We start from the raw sequence: 24,118 nt of genomic DNA, 5'->3' as shown, positions 1-24,118 counted from the left end.
ATAAAGTAAAACTAACTCACCTTCCAGTTAGTTTTACAGATTAAAATAGTATAAGGAATATTATTTTATCCCCCTATTTTAGAACGCAATGAAATCCCTAAGTCAATTATACCTAAGATTGTTACAAGAGGAAACATCATCGGAATAAACATGCATACAATAAAACTAATAATAGGAACACCTTTAGTAAATCCTTTTCTATGCGCTAAAAAGGTGATAAATGTCAGACCTTGCAGTACGAGCAATAGTGCAAATATGACATATAGGTTGGAAAATACCATATATAAATATGATGCTGGTTCTACCTTTATAAAAGTTGCTAACAAAATAAATATAACGTAATACCAGACAATGCTCTTTGGCAATTGTATATCTTTAAATTTAGGCCAAGATATAACGTCATACTTTAACTTCCTCAAGACACTACCCGATAGGAGCACTGTAATCCAAGAAAAACAAACAGAAACCATTACAAGTAAACTCGGGAATAGTGTTTGTAATATCTCATTGAATTGTCCAAATAACTCTTTTTGTTCTTTACTAATTGGCATACCTGCAGCGCTTACCATCTTTTCACTTTGCGCCATACTTTCATTAAACATATTTTGTATTTGCTTCATTAAATCTATGTTAAAAAACTTTATACTTGCAACATAAATGAGCACAAAACCAATTAAATATGCAAGGGTTCCTGCCATCAAGATCTCTATTGGCTTTTTTCTTTTTTTATACATGGATCCTAAAACAATCCCTATCAATCCAAACATTATTGTCTTCACTACATTCAAGGGCTGGCTCACAATAACGGTAATAAAAAGCGCAGCTGTAAAAATTATAAAAGCATTGGATAACCTATATTTTATCGTAAACAATATAAACGGTAATGGTAATGCGAAAGTTACAACTGTACCTAAAACCGGAACGTATAAAGACACAAGCAATAATATCGCGTATATAGCTAATAACGCTGCGCCTTCAGTAATAAATTTTGTTTGTTTCATGATTTAACCTCTCTTTCAAAAAAGAAAAGCATAGCAAAATGCACAGTAGAGTCCGACTCTACTGTGCATTTCATACGCTATTATTCACCAACATATGGTAAAAGTGCCATTTGACGAGCACGTTTAATTGCAACTGTAAGTTTGCGTTGGTATTTTGCGCTTGTTCCTGTTACACGACGAGGTAAAATTTTACCACGTTCAGAAACGAAACGTTTTAATAAATCAACATCTTTATAGTCAATGCGAGTGATGCCGTTAGATGTGAAGAAACACACCTTACGACGTTTCGCACGTCCACCTTTGCGTCCTGCCATGTCTATTCCCTCCATTCTTTGTTAAAAATAGCCGATTCATACCATTAAAATGGTAAATCGTCGTCCGAAATGTCAATCGGTTGACCAACATTCGAAAATGGATCGTCATTCTTCGTAAATCCAGAGTTTCCAGTGTTACCTGAGTTGCCTGAATTACTAGATTGACCAAATGGGTTAGAGCTTTGGTTACCGAAACCAGCTCCTGATGGTTGCTGATTGAATGAACCACGTTGCTCCCCACCGCCATTACGCGGCTCTAAAAATTGTACGCTCTCCGCAAGAACTTCTGTTACATATACACGTTTACCATCTTGTCCATCGTAATTACGAGTTTGAAGACGTCCGTCTACGCCTGCTAAGCTACCTTTTTTCAAATAATTTGCCACGTTTTCTGCTTGTTTACGCCATATTACACAATTAATAAAGTCAGCTTCACGCTCACCTTGTTGATTCGCAAATGCGCGATTCACAGCTAACGTAAAAGTAGCTACTGCAACACCATTGGGCGTGTAACGTAAGTCAGGGTCCTTAGTTAAACGACCAACGAGGATAACACGATTCATCAATCGAACCACTCTCCCTTATATATCAATTATTTTTCTTCTTCTTTAACAACGATATGACGAAGGATATCTTCGTTGATCTTAGCTAAACGGTCGAATTCGTTAATCGCTTCTGCGTTAGAGTTCACGTTTAAGATCATGTAGAAACCTTCACGTAAGTCGTTGATTTCGTAAGCTAAACGACGCTTACCCCACTCTTTCGTGTTAATGATTTCTGCACCATTGTTTGTTAAAACACCTGCAAAACGTTCAACTAAAGCTTTTTGAGCTTCTTCTTCAACGCCAGGACGAATGATGTACATAATTTCGTACTTTCTCATTACACTTTCACCTCCTTTTGGTCTAAACGGCCCATAATGGGCAAGGAGCAATTAATTTATAGTAATTACTCACGAGTTTAGATTATATCATAGTAAGTTATATGAATCAACTCACCAATACGTAAAAAACTTGGCAAACACATAATATATTTGCCAAGTTCATATCTTTATTTTTCCTAGGAAATATTAAATTAAACGTTAAAACGGAAGTGCATAACATCTCCGTCTTTTACGATATACTCTTTTCCTTCTAAACGTACTTTTCCAGCTTCTTTTGCAGCTGTCATAGAACCGTTTGTCATTAAATCATCATAAGAAACTGTTTCTGCGCGAATAAATCCACGCTCAAAGTCTGTATGAATTACGCCCGCACATTGTGGTGCTTTCATACCTTGTTTAAACGTCCATGCACGCACTTCTTGCACACCAGCTGTGAAGTAAGTAGCAAGTCCTAATAAGTCATATGCAGCACGGATTAACTGATCTAAACCAGATTCTTCAATGCCTAGTTCTTCCAGGAATACTTTTTTCTCTTCCTCATCTAACTCAGCGATTTCTGATTCAATTTTTGCACATACAACAATTACTTGTGAATTTTCATTTGCTGCAAATTCTTTTACCATTTGTACGTATTTATTTTCAGAAGGATCCATAATATCATCTTCACTTACGTTTGCTACGTATAGCATTTCTTTCGTTGTAAGTAAATGAAGGCCTTTAACAATCTTCATTTGCTCTTCTGTAAATTCAACAGTACGAGCTGGTTTCCCCTCTTCGAAAGCTTCTTTTAAACGCACTAAAATTTCATGCTCATATACTGCTTCTTTATCTTTTTGTCTTGCTAATTTCGCAACACGCTCGATACGTTTATCAACAGACTCTAAGTCTGCTAAGATTAGCTCTAAGTTGATTGTTTCAATATCATCAATTGGATCTACTTTTCCTGAAACGTGCGTAATATTTTCGTCTTCAAAACAACGAACAACTTGGCAAATTGCATCTACTTGGCGAATGTGAGATAAGAATTTATTTCCTAACCCTTCGCCCTTACTTGCACCTTTTACGATACCTGCAATATCAGTAAACTCAAATACAGTCGGAACAGTCTTTTTCGGTTCTACTAATTCCGTTAATTTATTTAAACGCTCATCTGGTACTTCTACAATTCCTACGTTTGGATCAATTGTACAGAATGGATAGTTCGCAGATTCTGCTCCTGCTTGTGTAATTGCATTAAATAAAGTGGACTTCCCTACGTTAGGTAATCCAACAATCCCAGCCGTTAATCCCATATTTTTCACTCCTATGTCTCAATCTTTCATCATTATAGATAGTAACGAAAAAAATGACAAGTTTCCTCCAAACGAAAAAAGCAACAGCCACCTACTGCAACTGTTACTTTTTCTCTATTCTTCGTGCTTCACAAGTATTTTTTTCACCTTACGATCAAACTCTCTTCGAGGAATCATTACTGAATGGTCACATCCCTCGCACTTAATGCGGATATCCATTCCCATACGAATAATTTTCCAACGATTCTCACCACATGGGTGGGCTTTCTTCATTTCCACAACGTCGTACAAGTTATATTCCTTTTGCTCCACTCTCCAAACCCCTCTCGATACTAAAGTGCTTTTCCACTAACCAGTTCTTCACGATTATATAAAACCATACGTGGATATGGAATTTCAATTCCATGTAAATCTAGACGATTTTTAATCTCTTTACGAAGTGCTCTTGCAATAACTGCATGTTGCATCGGTTCTACTTCAGCAATAACGCGTAATATAACTTCTGATGCAGCTAATGTTTGCACACCTAATAATTGAGGCGTCGTTACCATTTTTTCGTATTGTGCAGGTAACTCTATTAATAAATCCTCAATAACTTGCTCTGCTTTCGCAATGTCAGCCTCATATGAAATAGATACATCAACAAATGCTACACTATTACTAACTGAGTAGTTAGTAACTTGAACAATACTTCCGTTTGGTAAAGTATGAATTTCACCTGTCCAACTCTTTACTTTCGTTGTACGAAGTCCAATTTCTAAAACGACTCCTTCAAATTGACCGATTTTAACATAATCGCCAACTGAAAACTGATCTTCTAGCAAAATAAATAAACCTGTAATAACGTCTTTCACTAAACTTTGAGCACCAAATCCGACTGCTAAACCAATTACCCCGGCACCCGCTAATAAACCTGATGCATTAATATTAAACACACCTAAAATCGCAATTAGCATAATGAACATAACAACGTATGCTACAATATTTTCAAGTAATTTCGCTACCGTAACTGTACGACGTTCTGAAATTTGGATTGGAGAACGGCTCCCCATGCGAAACGCATTTCGTACAACCGCTCTTGCAACTCGCACAACAACTGCACCAATTGTTAAAATAATACATATTTTTAATGTCGCAACTCCAATATGAGCCCAACGATCAGCATCCAATAAATACTGTTTCGTAGAATTAAACCACTTCGTTAATAAATCCATGTATCTCTACCTCTCCAGCCAAAATTTCTTTTTAGTTATTCTTCTTATTGTATCAGAAGTCTCTCTGATTGCTGAAAAAATTTATAACTTTAATTGCATTTGTTAACTTCTATCCAGGTATAAAATGGAACGAATATATATATACTAGTACTATTATTTCCGTTTTCATTTACATTTTGCAAAAAGTACGCACTTATAGTTTTCCATTTTATTCGCCATATAACATATTTTGAAAATTTATTAAAAGGATGGGTGCTTCATGAATATTGGAAGTTTTCGCTTACCTTTTTTCGAAAAAGAAACTCAAAATGTTATGCACCAAGACTTAGAAGCCTCCGAGACAATCAGTAACTTCTTGCTTTCCCATATTCCTATTCAAACTAATATACCACTTATTCTCGTTTGTATCGGAACAGATCGTTCCACCGGTGATGCACTCGGCCCATTAGTTGGCACTAAGCTAGAACAAGTAGAAATCAAAAACTTCCAAGTGTTCGGCACACTAGATGAACCAGTGCATGCACTGAATCTAGAAGAGAAAATTCAAAATATACAGAAAGAAAATCCTACTTCCTTTATAATTGCCGTTGATGCATGTTTAGGAAAGTCTCAAAATATCGGTTCAATTACTACTGGAAAAGGACCTAGTAAACCTGGTGCTGCGATGAATAAGAAATTACCTGCAGTTGGTGATTTGCATATACACGGCATCGTCAATTTAAATGGTTTTATGGAGTTTTTTGTTCTTCAAAATACGAGATTAAGTTTAGTGATGAAAATGGCCGATGTAATCGCACAAAGTATAAAAGAGACGGATCAAAAATTATCTGCATTAAAAAAAGCAAACCATCTATAAATAATAAGATGGTTTGCTTTTTAATTTTTATGTGATAATAATTCTAAAATACGATTTAAATCTTCTTTATTAAAAAATTCAATTTCGATTTTACCTTTTTCTTTTTTCGTCTCTTTAATTTTCACATCTGTGCCAAACTTTTCTCTTAAGAACGTTTCACGTTCTACGAAAAATATATTTCGCTCTTTTTTCACTTGTTTTGTTTCACGTGAAACGTGTTGATTAATCTCTTGGACGATTTTCTCTAATTGACGAACATTTAATCCTTCTTTTTCAATGCGTTTCAATAAGGACTTCAATTGTTCTTCATCTTTGATTGTAAGTAAAGTTCTCCCATGAGCCATTGAAAGTTGACCATTTGCAATCATATCTTGTACGAAAGAAGGGAGGCTTAATAACCGAGTATAGTTTGCAATGTAAGGTCTACTTTTACCAAGACGTTTCGCTAATTGTTCTTGCGTTACATTTAGCTCATTCATTAACATCTGGTATGCCATTGCCTCTTCCATCGGATTTAAATCTTCTCGTTGTAAGTTTTCTAACAAAGCAAATTCCATCATTTGCTGCTCGTTTAATTGCCTTACAACGGCAGGTACCTTTTCAAGTCCAGCCTCTTTGGCAGCACGATATCTTCTTTCACCTGCAACAATTTCATATCCTTTAATACTCTTTCTAGCAATTAACGGTTGTAATATGCCGTGTTCTTTAATAGAAGCCGCTAATTCCTCAATCGCAGCTTTATTAAAGTGCTTACGCGGTTGGTATGGATTCGGCCTTAATTCAGTTACGATAATCTCCTGAATCGTTTCTTCTTTTTTCACATCTAAATCAGGAAAAAACACATTAATCCCTCTTCCTAAACCTTTAGCCACCTGCAATCACTTCCTCTGCTAAATCTATATATACTTCTGCCCCTCTTGATTTAGCGTCATACTGCATAATCGGTTTCCCATGACTTGGTGCCTCACTTAAGCGAACATTACGTGGAATAATGGAACGGTATACTTTATCCCTAAAGTATTTCTTCACTTCATCTATAACTTGAATCCCTAAATTTGTACGGGCATCTAGCATTGTTAACAATACACCTTGAATTGCTAGATCTTTATTTAAATGTTTTTGTACAAGTCGAACTGTATTTAATAGCTGACTTAATCCTTCGAGTGCGTAATATTCACACTGAACAGGAATAATAACAGAATCTGCTGCTGTTAATGCATTAATCGTTAATAACCCTAAAGACGGGGGACAGTCGATAATAATGTAATCATATTCATCACGAACTGGCTGTAATGCCCTTTGCAAACGTACTTCCCGGGAAATAGTCGGTACCAATTCAATTTCAGCACCAGCCAATTGAATTGTAGCGGGTAGAACATCTAAGTTTTCAGTTGCGGTTTTCCGTATAACTCCCTGAACATCTGCATCTTCCACAAGAACATTGTAAATACATTGGTCTAATTCTGACTTTTCAATTCCCACACCAGTCGTTGCATTTCCTTGAGCATCAATATCTACGAGAAGGACTTTCTTACCTACTTGCGCCAATCCAGCCCCTAAATTAACAGATGTTGTTGTTTTTCCAACACCGCCTTTTTGATTAGCAATAGCAATGATTTTTCCCATGATGTCACCTACTTTCAACCTTTCTATCTTATTCTAGTAACAATTACGTTTATTGTAACATGAAATAAAAGTTTTTCTTTTCCGTCCTTATTAAACTTCAAAATTTATTTCTAAACTCCTTCTTCATTAACAAGAAAATATAGCAAAAGAGACCTCTCCAGTAGGATAAGGTCTCTAACACATCATTATTATTTTTTCTTCGGAACTTTAATCGTAATTTGATAGTACTCATCAAATTCTTCTTCCTCAGAATTAACATTTAAACCACTGTCAGCCACCATTTGTAATGATTGCCTAATTGTATTCATAGCAATTCTCGCGTCTCGGCTTACTGCTTTTTGCTTCGCCTTGCGCTTCGGTTTTACTTCTTCTAGTAATTTCGCGATTCGTTCCTCTGTTTGTTTTACATTGAGTTGTTTTTCCACAATTTCTTGTAAAACTTTCAGTTGTAATTCCTCATTTTTTAAAGGAATGAGAGCACGAGCATGACGTTCTGTAATACTTTTTTCTAACAATGCACTTTTTATTTCTTCAGGCAACTTTAACAATCGCAACTTATTTGCGATTGTAGATTGTCCTTTTCCAAGTCGTTGTGCCAATGCTTCTTGCGTTAAATTATGTAACTCAATCAGCTTTTGATATGCCACAGCTTCCTCGATTGCTGTTAATTCCTCACGTTGCAAATTTTCAATTAACGCTACAGAAGCCGTCTCTGTATCATTTAAGTTCTTTATGATCGCAGGGACCTTTTCCCAGCCTAACTTCGTTGCTGCGCGAAAACGTCTTTCTCCAGCAATAATCTCGTACTTATCATCCTCATACTGCCTCACAACAATCGGCTGAATGAGCCCGTGTGTACGAATCGTTAATGCCAACTCGTCGATACGTGCATCGTCAAAAACCGTTCGTGGTTGATAACGATTAGGAGTAATATTTACGATCGGAATTTCTTGTATTTCTTCATATACCTTTTTATCTATTTCTTCATGGCTTTCGTCTTGTAATTCGAATTCGCTCTCTTTATCTCCAAAGCCAAATAAACGAGAAAACGTATTTTTCATACATATTCCACCACCTTTTAGGCCTATTGACTATTCTACATAAAATGTTTCCTATGAAACATTTACGTTTTCATTTATATAATTTAATCTTACGTCTAATAAGATTTATTTTTCAATAGGTAATTTATTGGGTGTTCCCGGTTTGCGTGGATATTTCTTTGGTGTCTTGCGCTTTTTCTCGATTAATAAAATATTACGTTCACTTTCTTCAAACGGTAATTGGAACGTAGACATCTCTTTTAACTCTCCGCCAAGCACCTCTAAAGCATACTTGCCATTTTCAATTTCTTCGTTTGCTGCTGCACCCTTCATCGCAATGAATGTTCCTCCGACTTTTACAAGTGGTAAACATAGCTCACTTAATACAGAAAGACGCGCAACTGCACGTGCCATTACAATATCGTACGATTCACGTACACCTTCTTTTTTCCCAAATGTTTCAGCACGATCGTGACAAAATGCAACGTCACTTAATTCTAGCTTTTGTGCTAAATGATTTAAGAAATTAATACGTTTTTGCAATGAGTCTACAATTGTTACTTTTAAGTGCGGGAAACAGATTTTTAAAGGAATACTTGGGAATCCAGCCCCTGCACCAACATCACAAATTGAGAATGGTTTTGAAAAATCATAATAAAAAGCAGCTGTAATAGAATCAAAAAAGTGTTTTAAGTATACTTCTTCTTTTTCCGTAATAGCCGTTAAGTTCATTTTTTCATTCCACTCTACTAATGTTTCAAAGTAGATTTTGAACTGCTCTAACTGCCTAGAAGAGAGGGTAATACCCTTCTCTTCTAGCATAGATTGAAATTGTTCTATGTTCATCTAGCGATAGCTCCTTACTATTTATTGGTTCGATACGCGCGCAATTTTTCCTTGTTCAATATACACAAGTAAAATGGAAATATCTGCTGGATTTACGCCAGAAATACGTGAAGCCTGCCCCATTGAAAGTGGACGAACATCTTTCAATTTCTGTCTAGCTTCTGAAGCAAGGCTAGAAATTGCATCATAATCAATATCCACAGGGATTTTTTTATTTTCCATTTTCTTCATACGCTCTACTTGCTGTAATGATTTTTCAATATATCCTTCGTACTTAGTCTGAATTTCAACTTGTTCCGTAACTTCATCACTTAATTCTACTTCGCTTGGTATTAAAAGATGAATATGCTCATATGTCATCTCTGGACGACGTAATAAGTCACTTGCACGTATTCCGTCTTTCAATTCACTTCCACCAATGCTACGAATTAATTCTTGAACTTCAGGACGTGGTTTAATAATAATGCTACCTAAACGTTCCTTTTCCTGTTCAATTTGTAACTTTTTATTTGTAAATCGCTCATAGCGCTCTTCTTTAATTAATCCGATTTCACGACCAACTTCAGTTAAACGAAGATCCGCATTATCGTGGCGTAATAATAGACGGTACTCTGCACGAGATGTTAATAAACGATATGGTTCATTTGTACCTTTCGTTACAAGATCATCAATTAAGACACCAATATAAGCATCCTCGCGCCCTAAAATAACTTCTTTTTTACCTAAAGATCGACATGCCGCATTAATTCCAGCCATAAGCCCTTGTCCTGCCGCTTCTTCGTAACCAGAAGTTCCGTTAATTTGTCCTGCTGTATATAAATTTTTAATGTTTTTCGTTTCAAGTGTTGGCCATAATTGCGTTGGCACAATTGCATCATACTCAATTGCATAACCTGTACGCATCATTTCGACATTTTCCAGCCCCGGGATTGTTCTAAGCATGTCACGCTGTACATCTTCTGGTAAGCTTGTAGATAGACCTTGTACGTATACTTCTTGCGTATTGCGTCCCTCTGGCTCTAAGAAAATTTGATGACGTGGTTTATCATTAAATCTTACTACTTTATCTTCAATAGAAGGACAGTATCTAGGTCCTGTTCCTTTAATCATACCAGAATACATAGCTGAACGATGTAAATTTTCATCTATTAAACGATGTGTTTCCGTACTTGTATATGTCAACCAACATGGAATTTGATCCATAATAAATTTCGTCGTTTCAAAAGAGAACGCACGTGGTTTATCATCACCCGGTTGAATTTCTGTTTTACTGTAGTCAATTGTATTGCTGTTTACACGAGGAGGTGTACCTGTTTTAAATCTAACAAGATCAAATCCAAGCTCCTCTAAATGCTCAGATAATGTAATAGATGGTTGCTGATTATTTGGACCGCTCGAATATTTTAAATCACCCATAATAATCTCACCACGTAAAAATGTTCCAGTTGTAATTACGACTGTTTTTGCTGTATATTCAGCACCCGCTTGCGTAATTACCCCTTTACATACGCCATCTTCAACGATTAAACGCTCTACCATTCCTTGGAACAAAGTTAAATTTGGTGTTTCTTCAATTGTTTTCTTTAATTCATGTTGGTAAGAGAACTTATCTGCTTGTGCTCGAAGTGCACGTACAGCTGGTCCTTTACCTGTATTTAACATACGCATTTGAATATGCGTTTTATCAATATTGCGTCCCATTTCTCCGCCTAATGCATCAATTTCACGAACAACAATCCCTTTTGCTGGTCCACCAACAGAAGGGTTACATGGCATAAACGCTACCATATCTAAATTAATTGTTAACATTAATGTTTTGGAGCCCATTCGTGCTGCCGCAAGACCAGCTTCACATCCTGCATGACCTGCACCGATTACTATAACATCGTATGAACCGGCATTGTATCCCATTATTTATTCCTCCTAATAATCTCTATCTTTCTGAAACATCGCCATATTATTTTCCTAAACAAAATTGAGAGAACAACTGGTCAATTAAGCTTTCATGGACAGTATCACCAGTAATTTCACCAAGTATTTCCCACGTTCTCGTTAAATCAATTTGTACCATATCAATCGGAACACCATTTTCTATTGCCTCAATTGCATCTCCAATTGTCTTTTCTGCTTGTGTTAATAGTCCGATATGCCTTGCGTTAGAAACATATGTCATATCTGCAGAATCAATTGTTCCTTCAAAGAATAGCTCAGCTATCGCCTGTTCAAGCTCATCTATTCCTTGCTCCTCGATTAAGGATGTTGTAATAACACGATTTCCCGCAGCCAATTCTGCAACACGTTCCATATCAATTCCTTGCGGTAAATCCGTCTTATTCACAATAACAATGAAATCTTTTCCTTGTACCGCACGGAATAAATCTTCATCTTCATTTGTTAAAGCCTCACTATAATTTACGACAATTAACACTAAATCTGCTTGGCTCATCATTTCTTTTGAACGTTCTACCCCAATTCGTTCAACAACATCTTCCGTTTCACGAATCCCGGCTGTGTCTATAAGTTTAAGTGGTACACCACGCACATTAACGTACTCTTCAATAACATCACGAGTTGTTCCTGCAATATCAGTTACAATTGCCTTTTTCTCTTGAACGAGACTATTTAATAGCGATGACTTCCCAACGTTAGGTCTACCGATGATTGCAGTAGCAATACCTTCACGTAAAATCTTCCCTTGCTTCGATGTTTCTAATATTTTTGCAATTTCAGCACGAACATGTGTCGCTTTCTCAATTAAAATATTATGTGTCATCTCTTCCACATCATCATATTCTGGGTAATCTATGTTTACCTCAACATGAGCTAGCGTTTCTAATATGTCCTGACGCAGGCGGCCAATTAATTTAGATAATCGCCCCTCCATTTGATTAATCGCTACGTTCATTGCACGATCTGTTTTTGCACGGATTAAGTCCATGACAGCTTCTGCTTGTGATAAATCAATACGACCATTTAAAAAAGCACGTTTTGTAAATTCACCAGGCTCTGCTAATCGTACTCCTTGCGCTAAAATAAGCTGCAATACTTTATTTACCGAAACAAGTCCACCGTGGCAGTTAATTTCTACTATATTTTCGCGTGTAAAAGTTCTTGGTGCACGCATAATAGACACCATAACTTCTTCAATAACTTGATTTGTATCTAAATCAACAATATGACCATAATGAATTGTGTGAGAAGGAACCTCTGTTAAGTCCTTCCCTTTAAAAATACGATTAACTTTTTCAACCGCATCATCCCCACTTACTCGAACAATGGCAATTGCGCCCTCTCCAAGCGCTGTGGAAATCGCAGCAATTGTATCAAATTCCATGTCCTTTCACCTCACTTGCTTATTTATCTCTATTTCAACACGATTATTTTCTTCACTAAATTATTAGAATACCATAACGAACCTATCTACAAAAGAATAATAACTCATTTTATTATGTCCTCATGTAAAAAACACTAAACTTATTCACAGTGGATAAGTTTAGTGTTTTTAGTTATCCACATCTGTTTTCCCCTCAAAAAAACCGGCACTCATTTGAGTAACCGGTCATTTGGAAGATATTACAACATGCCGATGTGGTTCATTTCCTTCAGAAGTTGTATTGATATCTTGATGATTAGATAATGCTTGATGGATAATTTTTCGTTCAAAAGATGGCATCGGCTCTAAAACAACTCTTTTTTTCGTTTTAGACACTTGTTTTGCTAATCGATAAGAAAGCGATTCTAACGTACTTTTTCTTTTACTACGATAATTTTCAGCATCTAGTGTGATACCAATATACTGTTTCGTATGGCGATTCGCGACAAGTTTTGTCAAATACTGCAAAGAGTTCAACGTATTACCTCTTTTTCCAATTAAAACACCTACATTATCACCAGAAATTGTAAATTCAACTTCGCGTCCCTTTACAATTTTACTAATCTCGACTTCCACACCCATGTTGCGAATAACATTTTTTAAATACTCTTCACATTCTTGAATGGGATCTTTCTTCAATACAACTTCTACTACTGCAGGACGATTCCCAAATAAGCCTAGGAATCCCCTTTTACCCTCATCGATAATATTTATATCAACTTGATCTTTTGAAGTGTTTAATTGCCTTAAAGCATCTTCTACTGCCAGCTCGACTGTTTGTCCTTTAGCAGTAATTACACTCACTTACCTGCTCCTCCAGCCTTACTAGCCTTAATTTCTGGCCCTTTGATAAAGTACATTTGAGCGATACCAAAGATATTACCAACAACCCAGTAAAGTGATAATGCCGCTGGGAAGTTAATTGCAAAGATTAAAATCATAATCGGCATAAGCCAAATCATCATTGCCATTTGTGGATTTTGACCAGCAGTTCCTGCCATTGCAAGCTTTTGCTGAATAAATGTCGTAATCGCTGCAACAACCGGTAAGATATAGTAAGGGTCTGCCTGTCCTAAATCAAACCATAAAAATGTATGTTTACTAATTTCTGATGTTCTCATAATCGCATGATAAAATGCGAATAAAATAGGCATCTGAACAAATATTGGTAAACAACCGGCTAATGGATTTACACCATTTTTTTGATATAACTGCATCATTTCTTGTTGTAATTTTTGCTGTGTTGCTTGATCTTTAGAGCTATGTTTTTCTTTTAACTTCACCATTTCTGGTTGTAATGCTTGCATTGCTTTCGTACTCTTCGTTTGTTTGATCATTAGTGGTAATAATGCAAAACGAATGATAAGAGTTGTAACGACGATTGCTAAACCATAATTCTTACCGAATAATTCAGCAAAATACGTAATTAACTGAGATAGTGGATATACAAAATATTCATTCCAAATCCCAGTGCTTTTCGGTGTAATTGGCTGATTTACTTCACTACAGCCAGCAGTAATTGCCATTAACGCAACAACCATGGCTAGTAAACCTAATTTCTTTTTCAAAGCCTACTCCTCCTTGTATCGGTATGTATATAGTGTAATTCATTTCCTTACGCTACTTTTTTATTTTTTTCATACCAGAGCGTTTAAAGACATGAATTAAGCTTTTCTTTACTTCTTCATATGTCATCTCTGCACAAGGCTTCCTTGCTATTATAACAAAATCTTTTCCAGAATCTATCTCATCTTTCAATTCTGTAATGGACTGACGGATCATACGCTTAATTCGATTACGAACTACTGCGTTTCCTATCTTCTTGCTAACAGAAAGACCGATGCGAAAATTTGGCTGTTCTTCTTTATTTAGTTGGTATACAACAAACTGACGGTTCGCATTTGATTTTCCTTTTTGAAAAACCTCCTGGAATTCATCATTCTTCTTTATACGATTTTTTTTCTTCATATCAATTGACACTCCTGTATTTCATCAGCGGAAATTCACTATTATTAGAAAAAAAGACCACTGAACGATCAGTGGTCTACGCAGATAATACTTTTCTTCCTTTACGACGACGAGCTGCTAGCACTTTACGTCCGTTCGCTGTGCTCATACGGCTGCGGAAACCATGTACTTTGCTGCGCTTACGTTTATTTGGTTGGTAAGTTCTTTTCATTATATGACACCTCCCTGAGGAATATCTGTTAAAGACAGTCTTATAAATTATAGTTAATCAACTAGGAAAATGTCAATGGTTCTCGAAATTTTCATCAAATATTCATTTTGAACCTGTTCACATTCTTTTTCACAGTTCTTATATTTCCTTGTGGATAAATGTTTTTTTATGTTTTTTATATCCACAAACTTTTTTCTTACTTTTACACAGTATATCGTATTGTGGACAAGTTTATTCCACAAGGTATTGATTTTGTGGATAACTTTCTTAATTTCATTGCTATAGCTACTTTTTTTTGATATTATAGTTGTGTTTTCACTTTGAATAAGTTTCCCACATGTTTATTTTATCCACAATTTGTGTATAACATGTGGACAGTTTTAATCACATGTGGGTAAATAGTTGTCCACATTTGCTTTTTTTGTCGAAAACCCTATCTCATATACAAACGACGTTTTTAGGTTTTAAAAGACGTTTCGTATAAATATACATTTACTATTTATTGGGTTGTACATTTGTTGCGCAACCTTATTCTTTTACCATCTTAGTAAAGGAGGGACACCTTTGGAAAACATCTCTGATTTATGGAATAGTGCCTTAAAAGAACTTGAAAAAAAGGTCAGTAAACCTAGTTATGAAACGTGGTTGAAGTCAACAACAGCACATAACTTAAAGAAAGACGTATTAACGATTACAGCTCCAAATGAATTTGCTCGTGATTGGCTAGAATCTCATTACTCAGAACTCATTTCGGAAACACTTTATGATTTAACAGGGGCAAAATTGGCTATTCGCTTTATTATTCCCCAAAGTCAAGCTGAAGAGGATATCGATCTTCCTCCTATAAAAAAAAATCGAGCACAAGATGATTCTACTCATTTACCACAGAGCATGTTAAATCCAAAATATACATTTGATACATTTGTTATTGGCTCTGGTAACCGTTTTGCCCATGCTGCTTCATTAGCTGTAGCTGAGGCTCCAGCTAAAGCATATAATCCTCTCTTTATTTACGGGGGCGTTGGGCTTGGAAAGACGCATTTAATGCATGCGATCGGTCATTATGTAATTGAACACAATCCAAACGCAAAAGTTGTATATTTATCATCCGAAAAATTTACAAATGAATTCATTAACTCTATTCGTGATAATAAAGCAGTCGATTTTCGTAATAAATATCGCAATGTAGATGTTTTATTGATAGATGATATTCAATTTCTTGCTGGAAAAGAACAAACTCAAGAAGAGTTTTTCCATACATTTAATGCATTACACGAAGAAAGCAAACAAATTGTAATTTCAAGTGATCGGCCACCAAAAGAAATTCCAACTTTAGAAGATCGTCTTCGTTCTCGCTTTGAATGGGGACTCATTACGGACATTACGCCACCAGATTTAGAGACGCGAATTGCGATTTTACGTAAAAAAGCAAAAGCTGAAGGACTTGATATACCAAACGAGGTTATGCTGTATATCGCAAATCAAATCGATTCAAACATTCGTGAATTAGAAGGTGCGCTCATCCGAGTTGTAGCTTATTCATCTTTAATTAACAAAGATATTAATGCTGATTTAGCAGCTGAAGCACTTAAAGATATTATTCCAAATTCTAAACCAAAAATTATTTCTATTTATGATATCCAAAAAGCTGTCGGGGGCGTTTACCAAGTAAAATTAGAAGATTTTAAAGCGAAAAAGCGTACAAAATCAGTTGCGTTTCCTCGTCAAATTGCAATGTATTTATCACGCGAACTTACAGATTCCTCTTTACCTAAAATAGGTGAAGAATTTGGTGGACGTGACCATACAACCGTTATCCATGCCCATGAAAAAATTTCTAAGCTACTAAAAACGGATACGCAATTGCAAAAACAAGTCGAAGAAATTAATGATATTTTAAAGTAGTAGCTGAATAGTGTGAATAACTCTCCTTGTTTTACGCACAGTCTATCCACATGTAGATAGACTGTTTTTACATCTTTCAACGGGGTTATCCACATATCCACAAGCCCTATTACTATTACTACTATTTTTTATCTTTATTAATTAAATAAAATCTTATACTTACCGGAGGTTTTTCTTTATGCGTTTTACAATACAAAAAGACTATCTTGTAAGAAGTGTACAGGATGTAATGAAGGCTGTTTCTTCTCGTACAACAATTCCAATTCTTACAGGAATTAAAGTTGTCGCTACTGAAGAAGGGGTTACATTAACAGGAAGCGATGCAAACATCTCTATTGAATCGTTTATTCCCGTCGAAGAGGACGGAAAAGAGATTGTAGAAATAGGACAATCAGGAAGTATTGTTTTACAAGCAAAATATTTTAGTGAGATCGTAAAAAAACTACCGAAAGACACTGTCGAAATTTCTGTGGAAAATCATTTTATGACAAAAATAAAATCTGGAAAATCAGAGTTTAACTTAAATGGTTTAGATTCTGCTGAATATCCATTATTACCACAGATTGAAGAACATCATGTTTTTAAGATTCCAACAGACTTACTTAAACATATGATTAGACAAACTGTATTTGCAGTTTCTACTTCGGAAACAAGACCGATCTTGACAGGTGTAAACTGGAAGGTATATAACAGCGAATTAATTTGTATTGCAACAGATAGTCACAGACTAGCACTTCGAAAAGCAAAAATCGAAGGATATAATATTGCAGATGCGTTTCAAGCAAATGTTGTAATTCCAGGTAAGAGCCTAAATGAATTAAGTAAAATTCTAGATGAGTCGGAAGAAATGGTAGATATCGTTATTACGGAGTATCAAGTATTATTCCGTACAAAACATTTATTATTCTTCTCAAGATTGTTAGAAGGAAATTATCCTGATACAACACGTCTAATTCCAGCAGAGAGTAAGACGGATATTTTTGTGAATACAAAAGAATTTCTACAGGCTATTGATCGTGCTTCACTATTAGCAAGGGACGGCCGCAATAATGTTGTAAAATTATCAACGTTAGAACAAAAAATGTTGGAAATCTCTTCTAATTCTCCGGAAATCGGAAAAGTAGTGGAAGAAGTTCAATGTGAAAACGTAGATGGAGAAGAATTAAAAATATCTTTTAGTGCAAAATATATGATGGATGCATTAAAAGCTTTAGATAGTACAGAGATTAAGATTAGCTTTACTGGGGCAATGAGACCATTCTTAATTCGTACAGTAAATGATGATTCAATTACTCAATTAATTTTACCAGTTCGTACTTACTAGATAGAAAATAAGGGTTGCTAGTTTAAAGATGCTAGTAGCCCTTATTTGATTTTGGGGTATTACTTTCCTAATGCTAGTTTATTTAGTACAATGAAAGAATGAACACTTTGAGAAAGTGAGCGATTTTATGAAACGTATTAAAATTTCAACAGAGTATATTACACTAGGACAATTTTTAAAGTTAGCTGATGTAATCGATACAGGTGGCGCTGTAAAATGGTTTTTACAAGAATATGAAGTGTACGTGAATCAAGAACTTGAAAACAGAAGAGGTCGCAAGTTATATGCGAACGATATTATTGAAATTCCGGGTAGCGGAACTTTCCAAGTTCAGGCATAAAGGGGGAGCCCTTTGTTTATTTCAGAAATACAATTAAAAAACTATCGCAATTATGAAAAATTAGAGCTTTCCTTTGAAGATAAAGTGAATGTAATTATCGGCGAAAATGCGCAAGGGAAAACAAATTTGATGGAAGCTATTTATGTGTTAGCGATGGCGAAATCTCATAGAACCTCCAATGACCGCGAGCTTATCCGTTGGGATGAAGATTTCGGTCAAATTAAAGGGAAATTACAAAAGAGAAATAGTTCTTTGTCTTTAGAATTAAATATTTCGAAAAAAGGTAAAAAGGCAAAATTAAATCAACTTGAACAACAAAAGTTGAGTCAATATATTGGCGAAATGAATGTTGTCATGTTTGCCCCAGAAGATTTAAATCTTGTAAAAGGAAGCCCTCAAGTAAGAAGACGCTTTTTAGATATGGAATTAGGACAAATAGCTCCTGTTTATTTGTATGAATTAAGTCAATATCAAAAAGTGCTCACGCAACGAAACCACTTGCTAAAAAAAATGCAAGGGAATAGTAAAAATGAGGAAACGATGTTGGATGTATTTACACTGCAACTGATTGAACACGGTGCAAAAATATTGCAAAAGCGTTTTGATTTTTTACATTTACTGCAAGAATGGGCAGCCCCAATTCATCGTGGTATAAGCCGTGGATTAGAAGAATTAGAAATTATTTATAAACCGAGTGTAGATGTATCAGAATCAATGGATTTGTCGAAAATAAAAGAAGTATACTATGAAAGTTTTCAATCTGTGAAACAACGTGAAATTTTCCGTGGTACGACTTTAATTGGTCCTCATCGTGATGATTTACAATTCTTCGTTAATAGTAAAAATGTTCAAGTCTTTGGTTCGCAAGGACAACAACGAACGACTGCACTGTCCCTAAAATTAGCTGAAATTGAATTGATTTATTCAGAGGTTAAAGAATATCCAATCCTTTTGCTGGATGATGTTTTATCAGAATTAGACGATTATCGTCAATCACATCTGTTAAATACAATTCAAGGAAAGGTGCAAACATTTGTTACAACGACGAGTGTCGACGGAATTGAACACGAAACATTGAAAGACGCGAAAACAATTCATGTAACGAACGGCACGGTAGATTGTGAAATAGATAGGGCATAAACCCCTGTTTAAATGGAAAAGTAGGTGATCTTTGTGTCAATGGAACAAAAACAAATGCAAGAAAATGCATATGATGAAAGTCAGATACAGGTACTTGAAGGACTAGAGGCAGTTCGGAAACGTCCAGGTATGTATATTGGATCTACGAGTGGGAAAGGACTTCACCACCTTGTATGGGAAATTGTTGATAATAGTATCGATGAAGCATTAGCAGGATATTGCGATGAAATTAACGTTAGTATTGAAGAAGATAATAGTATTCTTGTAACGGATAATGGCCGTGGTATCCCAGTTGGTATACAAGAAAAAATGGGACGTCCTGCAGTTGAGGTTATTATGACTGTCCTCCACGCTGGTGGTAAATTTGGCGGTGGCGGTTATAAGGTTTCTGGTGGTTTGCATGGTGTTGGTGCATCTGTTGTAAATGCCTTGTCAACAGAACTAGAAGTATTTGTACATCGTGACGGTAAAATTCATTACCAAAAATACGAAAGAGGTATTCCGGTTGCAGATTTAAAAGTCATCGGTGATACAGATAAAACTGGAACAATAACTCGCTTTAAACCGGATCCAGAAATTTTTAAAGAGACGACAGAATATGAATTTGATACGCTAGCGACTCGTATGCGTGAGTTGGCGTTTTTAAATCGTAATATTAAATTAACAATTGAAGATAAACGTGAACATAAACAAAAGAAAGAGTTCCACTATGAAGGTGGAATTAAATCATATGTTGAACATTTAAATCGTTCAAAACAACCAATTCATGAAGAGCCTGTATATGTAGAGGGTTCAAAAGATGGTATTCAAGTTGAAGTTGCGCTTCAATATAACGAAGGATATACAAATCATATTTACTCATTTACAAATAATATTCATACGTATGAAGGTGGTACACATGAGGTAGGATTTAAAACTGCCCTAACACGTGTGATTAACGATTATGGCCGTAAAAATAACATTTTAAAAGATGCGGATAGTAATTTAACTGGTGAAGATGTTCGTGAAGGTTTAACAGCAATCGTGTCAATTAAACATCCAAATCCACAATTCGAAGGGCAAACGAAGACGAAACTTGGAAATAGTGAAGCGAGAACGATTACGGAGTCAGTATTCTCAGAGGCTTTTGAAAAGTTCTTACTGGAAAATCCCAATGTTGCACGTAAAGTTGTAGATAAAGGAACGATGGCAGCGCGTGCGCGTGTAGCAGCTAAAAAGGCTCGTGAGCTAACTCGCCGAAAGAGTGCTTTAGAAGTTTCAAGTTTACCAGGGAAATTGGCAGACTGTTCTTCTAAAGATCCAGCAATTAGTGAAATTTATATCGTAGAGGGTGACTCTGCGGGTGGATCTGCAAAACAAGGACGCGATCGTCATTTCCAAGCGATTTTACCGCTGAAAGGTAAAATTATTAATGTTGAAAAAGCACGCTTAGATAAAATTTTATCAAATGATGAAGTTCGTACAATTATTACGGCGATCGGTACAAATATCGGTGGAGACTTCGATATTGAAAAAGCACGCTATCATAAAGTTATTATTATGACCGATGCCGATGTTGATGGTGCGCATATTCGTACCCTATTATTAACGTTCTTCTATCGTTATATGCGTCAAATCATTGAGTGTGGCTATATATATATTGCGCAGCCACCTTTGTTTAAAGTACAACAAGGTAAAAAAATTCAATATGCTTATAACGATAAAGAACTTGAAAAGATATTAGCTGAGCTACCAGCCCAGCCGAAACCAGGAATTCAACGTTATAAAGGTCTTGGAGAAATGAATCCAACTCAGCTATGGGAGACGACAATGGATCCAGAAGTACGTTCGTTACTTCAAGTTTCTCTTCAAGATGCAATAGAAGCAGACGAAACGTTTGAAATTTTAATGGGTGATAAAGTGGAACCACGTCGTAACTTTATCCAAGAGAATGCAAAATACGTGAAAAACCTTGATATTTAAATGAGTAATGACAGGAATCTAAGTATTCCTGTCTTCTACATATAAATCAATGTATGTGTAACGGAAATGTAAGAGGAGGTGCTCGTTGATGTCAGACAATCAACAACAAGCACGAATTCGAGAAATTAATATTAGTCATGAAATGCGTACCTCATTTTTAGATTACGCAATGAGTGTTATCGTATCTCGTGCATTACCAGATGTTCGTGATGGATTAAAACCTGTGCATCGTAGGGTTTTATATGCGATGAATGATTTAGGAATTACAGCTGATAAAGCGTATAAGAAATCAGCACGTATTGTTGGTGAAGTAATTGGTAAGTATCACCCCCACGGTGATTCAGCTGTTTATGAAACGATGGTACGTATGGCGCAAGATTTCAGTCAACGTTATATGCTTGTTGATGGGCATGGTAACTTCGGTTCTGTAGATGGAGATTCAGCAGCGGCAATGCGTTATACAGAGGCAAGAATGTCTAAGATTTCTATGGAATTAATACGTGATATTTCAAAAAATACAATTGATTATCAAGATAACTACGATGGTTCGGAAAGAGAGCCGATTGTATTACCAGCGCGTTTCCCTAATTTATTAGTAAACGGTACGACAGGTATTGCTGTTGGTATGGCAACAAATATCCCGCCGCATCAGCTTGGCGAAGTAATTGATGGTGTGCTGGCATTAAGTCATAACCCTGATATTACTATCGCGGAATTGATGGAATATATTCCTGGGCCAGACTTTCCGACGGCAGGTTTAATTTTAGGGCGAAGTGGAATTCGAAGAGCTTACGAAACAGGTCGCGGTTCTATTATGCTTCGTGCTAAGGTTGAAATTGAAGAGAAGTCAAACGGTAAACAATCTATTATCGTAACGGAACTACCTTATCAAGTTAATAAGGCACGATTAATTGAAAAAATCGCAGAATTAGTTCGCGATAAGAAAATTGAAGGTATTACAGATTTACGTGATGAATCAGATCGTAATGGTATGCGTATCGTTATGGAAGTACGTCGTGATGCTAATGCTAATGTACTATTAAATAATTTATATAAACATACAGCGCTTCAAACAAGTTTTGGTATTAATATGTTATCTCTTGTAAATGGAGAGCCTCAAGTACTAAATTTAAAACAAAACTTATATCATTATTTGGAGCACCAGAAGGTAGTAATCCGTAGACGTACTGCTTATGAATTAGAAAAAGCAGAGGCACGTGCTCATATTTTAGAAGGGTTACGAATTGCTTTAGATCATCTTGATGAAGTTATTACGTTAATTCGTAGTTCAAAAACGGCAGATATTGCAAAGCAGGGCTTAATGGAACGTTTCGGTTTAAGTGAGAAACAAGCGCAAGCGATTTTAGACATGCGTCTGCAACGCTTAACTGGATTAGAACGTGAAAAAATCGAGCAAGAATATCAAGACTTAATGAAGTTAATTTCTGAATTAAAAGCGATTTTAGCAGATGAAGAGAAAGTTCTTGAGATTATTCGTGAAGAATTAACAGAAGTAAAAGAACGTTTCAATGATAAGAGACGAACAGAAATTACAATTGGCGGTATGGAATTTATTGAAGATGAAGATTTAATTCCTGAGCAAAACATTGCGATTACGTTAACTCATAACGGTTATATTAAGAGGTTGCCAGCTTCTACGTACAAAACACAGAACCGCGGGGGACGTGGTGTACAAGGAATGGGTACGAATGATGATGACTTTGTTGAACATTTATTAACAACGTCCACCCATGATCATATTTTATTCTTTACAAACAAGGGTAAAGTATACCGTACGAAAGGATATGAAATTCCAGAGTATAGTCGTACTGCGAAAGGGCTACCGATTATTAACCTATTAGGGGTAGATAAGGGTGAGTGGATCAATGCCATTATTCCAATTCGTGAGTTTGGTGATGACCAGTTCCTATTCTTTACAACGAAACAAGGTATTTCTAAGAGAACGCCACTTTCATCATTTGCAAATATACGTACGAACGGTTTAATTGCAATTTCGCTTCGTGAAGAAGATGAAGTGATTTCTGTACGTTTAACATCTGGCGATAAAGATATTATCGTAGGGACAAGCAACGGTATGTTAATTCGCTTCAATGAACAAGATGTGCGTTCTATGGGTCGTAATGCAGCTGGTGTAAAAGCTATTACACTAGGCGAAGAGGACCAAGTAGTAGGTATGGAAATTGTTGAAGAAGATACGAATGTTTTAATTGTAACGAAAAACGGGTACGGTAAGCGTACTCCAGTTGAAGAGTATCGACTACAAAGTCGTGGTGGTAAAGGTCTGAAAACTTGTAACATTACAGATAAGAACGGTAAATTAGTAGCAGTTAAATCTGTAACAGGTGAAGAAGACATTATGTTAATTACAGCCGCGGGTGTTATTATTCGTATGCCGGTTGATCAAATCTCTCAAATGGGACGTAATACACAAGGTGTTCGTCTAATTCGATTAGAGGATGAGCAAGAGGTAGCAACAGTAGCAAAAGCGCAAAAGGATGAAGAAGAAGAAACTAGTGAAGAGGTTTCTTCTGAAGAATAAGAGAGGGGATTCTCCCTTCTCTTTATTTTTTTATAATAATACTTGCATAGCAATAAGAAACTATATATAATAGGCAGAGTCAGCAAATGAGAGATACAAGTTATCTTGAAAAACTTGTTGACGAAAATAATATACTATGATATATTATAAAAGTCGCTAAAACGCGATATTGAACTTTGAAAACTAAACGAAACAAACAACGTGAAACGTCAATTTTTATTTTTAGATGCTAGACAAACTAACTTTATTGGAGAGTTTGATCC

24 protein-coding genes are annotated in these 24,118 nt (G+C 35.9%); 7 read left to right on the top strand and 17 right to left on the bottom strand.

Going from position 1 to position 24,118, the window contains the following annotated elements:
• Positions 1–65: 65 nt before the first annotated feature.
• From G9F74_RS15820 to G9F74_RS15790, 7 genes are all read right to left on the bottom strand, one after another.
• Positions 66–1,001 (bottom strand): YybS family protein, encoded by a 936-nt coding sequence (locus G9F74_RS15820; protein WP_016107340.1) that lies wholly within the window; start codon positions 999–1,001, stop codon positions 66–68.
• Positions 1,002–1,081: 80 nt separating this feature from the next.
• Complete coding sequence (rpsR, locus tag G9F74_RS15815; protein ID WP_000918874.1) at positions 1,082–1,315, bottom strand: 30S ribosomal protein S18; 234 nt, start codon at positions 1,313–1,315, stop codon at positions 1,082–1,084.
• A gap of 44 nt (positions 1,316–1,359) precedes the next feature.
• Complete coding sequence (gene ssb, locus G9F74_RS15810) at positions 1,360–1,881, bottom strand: single-stranded DNA-binding protein (protein WP_000981965.1); 522 nt, start codon at positions 1,879–1,881, stop codon at positions 1,360–1,362.
• A gap of 26 nt (positions 1,882–1,907) precedes the next feature.
• A complete protein-coding gene (gene rpsF, locus G9F74_RS15805; protein ID WP_001233781.1) occupies positions 1,908–2,198 on the bottom strand; it encodes a 30S ribosomal protein S6 in 291 nt (96 codons plus the stop codon).
• 191 nt (positions 2,199–2,389) lie between these two features.
• Positions 2,390–3,490 (bottom strand): redox-regulated ATPase YchF, encoded by a 1,101-nt coding sequence (gene ychF / locus G9F74_RS15800; protein ID WP_000524664.1) that lies wholly within the window; start codon positions 3,488–3,490, stop codon positions 2,390–2,392.
• 114 nt (positions 3,491–3,604) lie between these two features.
• Positions 3,605–3,802 carry a DUF951 domain-containing protein gene (locus G9F74_RS15795; protein WP_000435485.1) on the bottom strand — a complete coding sequence of 66 codons (198 nt, stop codon included), beginning with the start codon at positions 3,800–3,802 and terminating at the stop codon, positions 3,605–3,607.
• A 20-nt stretch (positions 3,803–3,822) separates the two neighbouring features.
• Positions 3,823–4,704, bottom strand: coding sequence for a mechanosensitive ion channel family protein (locus G9F74_RS15790; RefSeq protein ID WP_000365117.1), 882 nt, complete (start codon positions 4,702–4,704; stop codon positions 3,823–3,825).
• A 259-nt stretch (positions 4,705–4,963) separates the two neighbouring features.
• Between G9F74_RS15790 and yyaC the strand changes: the two genes are divergently transcribed.
• A complete protein-coding gene (gene yyaC / locus G9F74_RS15785) occupies positions 4,964–5,560 on the top strand; it encodes a spore protease YyaC (protein ID WP_001020736.1) in 597 nt (198 codons plus the stop codon).
• A 20-nt stretch (positions 5,561–5,580) separates the two neighbouring features.
• Here yyaC and spo0J read toward each other — a convergent pair whose 3' ends face one another.
• From spo0J to rpmH, 10 genes are all read right to left on the bottom strand, one after another.
• Complete coding sequence (gene spo0J, locus G9F74_RS15780) at positions 5,581–6,432, bottom strand: stage 0 sporulation protein Spo0J (RefSeq protein WP_080119617.1); 852 nt, start codon at positions 6,430–6,432, stop codon at positions 5,581–5,583.
• Entirely contained in the window at positions 6,425–7,186 is a 762-nt protein-coding gene (gene soj, locus G9F74_RS15775) for a sporulation initiation inhibitor protein Soj (protein WP_000516116.1), read from the bottom strand. The genes spo0J and soj overlap by 8 nt, the downstream gene beginning before the upstream one ends.
• A 188-nt stretch (positions 7,187–7,374) precedes the next feature.
• Complete coding sequence (gene noc, locus G9F74_RS15770) at positions 7,375–8,247, bottom strand: nucleoid occlusion protein (RefSeq protein ID WP_000799019.1); 873 nt, start codon at positions 8,245–8,247, stop codon at positions 7,375–7,377.
• Positions 8,248–8,352: 105 nt separating this feature from the next.
• A complete protein-coding gene (gene rsmG / locus G9F74_RS15765; protein ID WP_001019628.1) occupies positions 8,353–9,072 on the bottom strand; it encodes a 16S rRNA (guanine(527)-N(7))-methyltransferase RsmG in 720 nt (239 codons plus the stop codon).
• 21 nt (positions 9,073–9,093) lie between these two features.
• Positions 9,094–10,983, bottom strand: a complete 1,890-nt coding sequence (gene mnmG, locus G9F74_RS15760; protein ID WP_016107342.1) for a tRNA uridine-5-carboxymethylaminomethyl(34) synthesis enzyme MnmG — start codon at positions 10,981–10,983, stop codon at positions 9,094–9,096.
• 46 nt (positions 10,984–11,029) lie between these two features.
• A complete protein-coding gene (gene mnmE, locus G9F74_RS15755) occupies positions 11,030–12,406 on the bottom strand; it encodes a tRNA uridine-5-carboxymethylaminomethyl(34) synthesis GTPase MnmE (RefSeq protein ID WP_000393771.1) in 1,377 nt (458 codons plus the stop codon).
• A gap of 225 nt (positions 12,407–12,631) precedes the next feature.
• Entirely contained in the window at positions 12,632–13,249 is a 618-nt protein-coding gene (jag, locus tag G9F74_RS15750) for an RNA-binding cell elongation regulator Jag/EloR (protein WP_000111507.1), read from the bottom strand.
• Complete coding sequence (gene spoIIIJ / locus G9F74_RS15745) at positions 13,246–14,013, bottom strand: YidC family membrane integrase SpoIIIJ (RefSeq protein WP_000727743.1); 768 nt, start codon at positions 14,011–14,013, stop codon at positions 13,246–13,248. The genes jag and spoIIIJ overlap by 4 nt, the downstream gene beginning before the upstream one ends.
• 52 nt (positions 14,014–14,065) lie before the next feature.
• Entirely contained in the window at positions 14,066–14,413 is a 348-nt protein-coding gene (gene rnpA, locus G9F74_RS15740; RefSeq protein ID WP_000728890.1) for a ribonuclease P protein component, read from the bottom strand.
• 76 nt (positions 14,414–14,489) lie between these two features.
• Entirely contained in the window at positions 14,490–14,624 is a 135-nt protein-coding gene (rpmH, locus tag G9F74_RS15735; protein WP_000831901.1) for a 50S ribosomal protein L34, read from the bottom strand.
• Between the two features lie 564 nt (positions 14,625–15,188).
• Between rpmH and dnaA the strand changes: the two genes are divergently transcribed.
• The 6 genes from dnaA (at position 15,189) to gyrA (ending at position 23,855) form a co-directional block, all read left to right on the top strand.
• Positions 15,189–16,529 carry a chromosomal replication initiator protein DnaA gene (gene dnaA / locus G9F74_RS15730; RefSeq protein WP_000428014.1) on the top strand — a complete coding sequence of 447 codons (1,341 nt, stop codon included), beginning with the start codon at positions 15,189–15,191 and terminating at the stop codon, positions 16,527–16,529.
• Positions 16,530–16,707: 178 nt separating this feature from the next.
• Entirely contained in the window at positions 16,708–17,853 is a 1,146-nt protein-coding gene (gene dnaN, locus G9F74_RS15725; protein WP_001212897.1) for a DNA polymerase III subunit beta, read from the top strand.
• Positions 17,854–17,980: 127 nt separating this feature from the next.
• Positions 17,981–18,193, top strand: a complete 213-nt coding sequence (gene yaaA / locus G9F74_RS15720) for a S4 domain-containing protein YaaA (protein ID WP_000821369.1) — start codon at positions 17,981–17,983, stop codon at positions 18,191–18,193.
• Positions 18,194–18,205: 12 nt separating this feature from the next.
• Positions 18,206–19,333: a DNA replication/repair protein RecF gene (recF, locus tag G9F74_RS15715; protein ID WP_000470741.1), complete on the top strand. Its 1,128-nt coding sequence runs from the start codon at positions 18,206–18,208 to the stop codon at positions 19,331–19,333.
• A 39-nt stretch (positions 19,334–19,372) separates the two neighbouring features.
• Positions 19,373–21,295 carry a DNA topoisomerase (ATP-hydrolyzing) subunit B gene (gyrB, locus tag G9F74_RS15710; protein WP_000435980.1) on the top strand — a complete coding sequence of 641 codons (1,923 nt, stop codon included), beginning with the start codon at positions 19,373–19,375 and terminating at the stop codon, positions 21,293–21,295.
• Positions 21,296–21,383: 88 nt separating this feature from the next.
• Positions 21,384–23,855: a DNA gyrase subunit A gene (gyrA, locus tag G9F74_RS15705; protein WP_001282865.1), complete on the top strand. Its 2,472-nt coding sequence runs from the start codon at positions 21,384–21,386 to the stop codon at positions 23,853–23,855.
• The last annotated feature ends 263 nt before the right edge of the window (positions 23,856–24,118 follow it).

Origin of the sequence: Bacillus sp. EKM202B, from assembly GCF_011066025.1 — a bacterium.
GTDB classification, from domain to species: Bacteria; Bacillota; Bacilli; order Bacillales; family Bacillaceae_G; genus Bacillus_A; species Bacillus_A toyonensis.
This window is presented reverse-complemented; position numbering and strand designations above follow the sequence as displayed.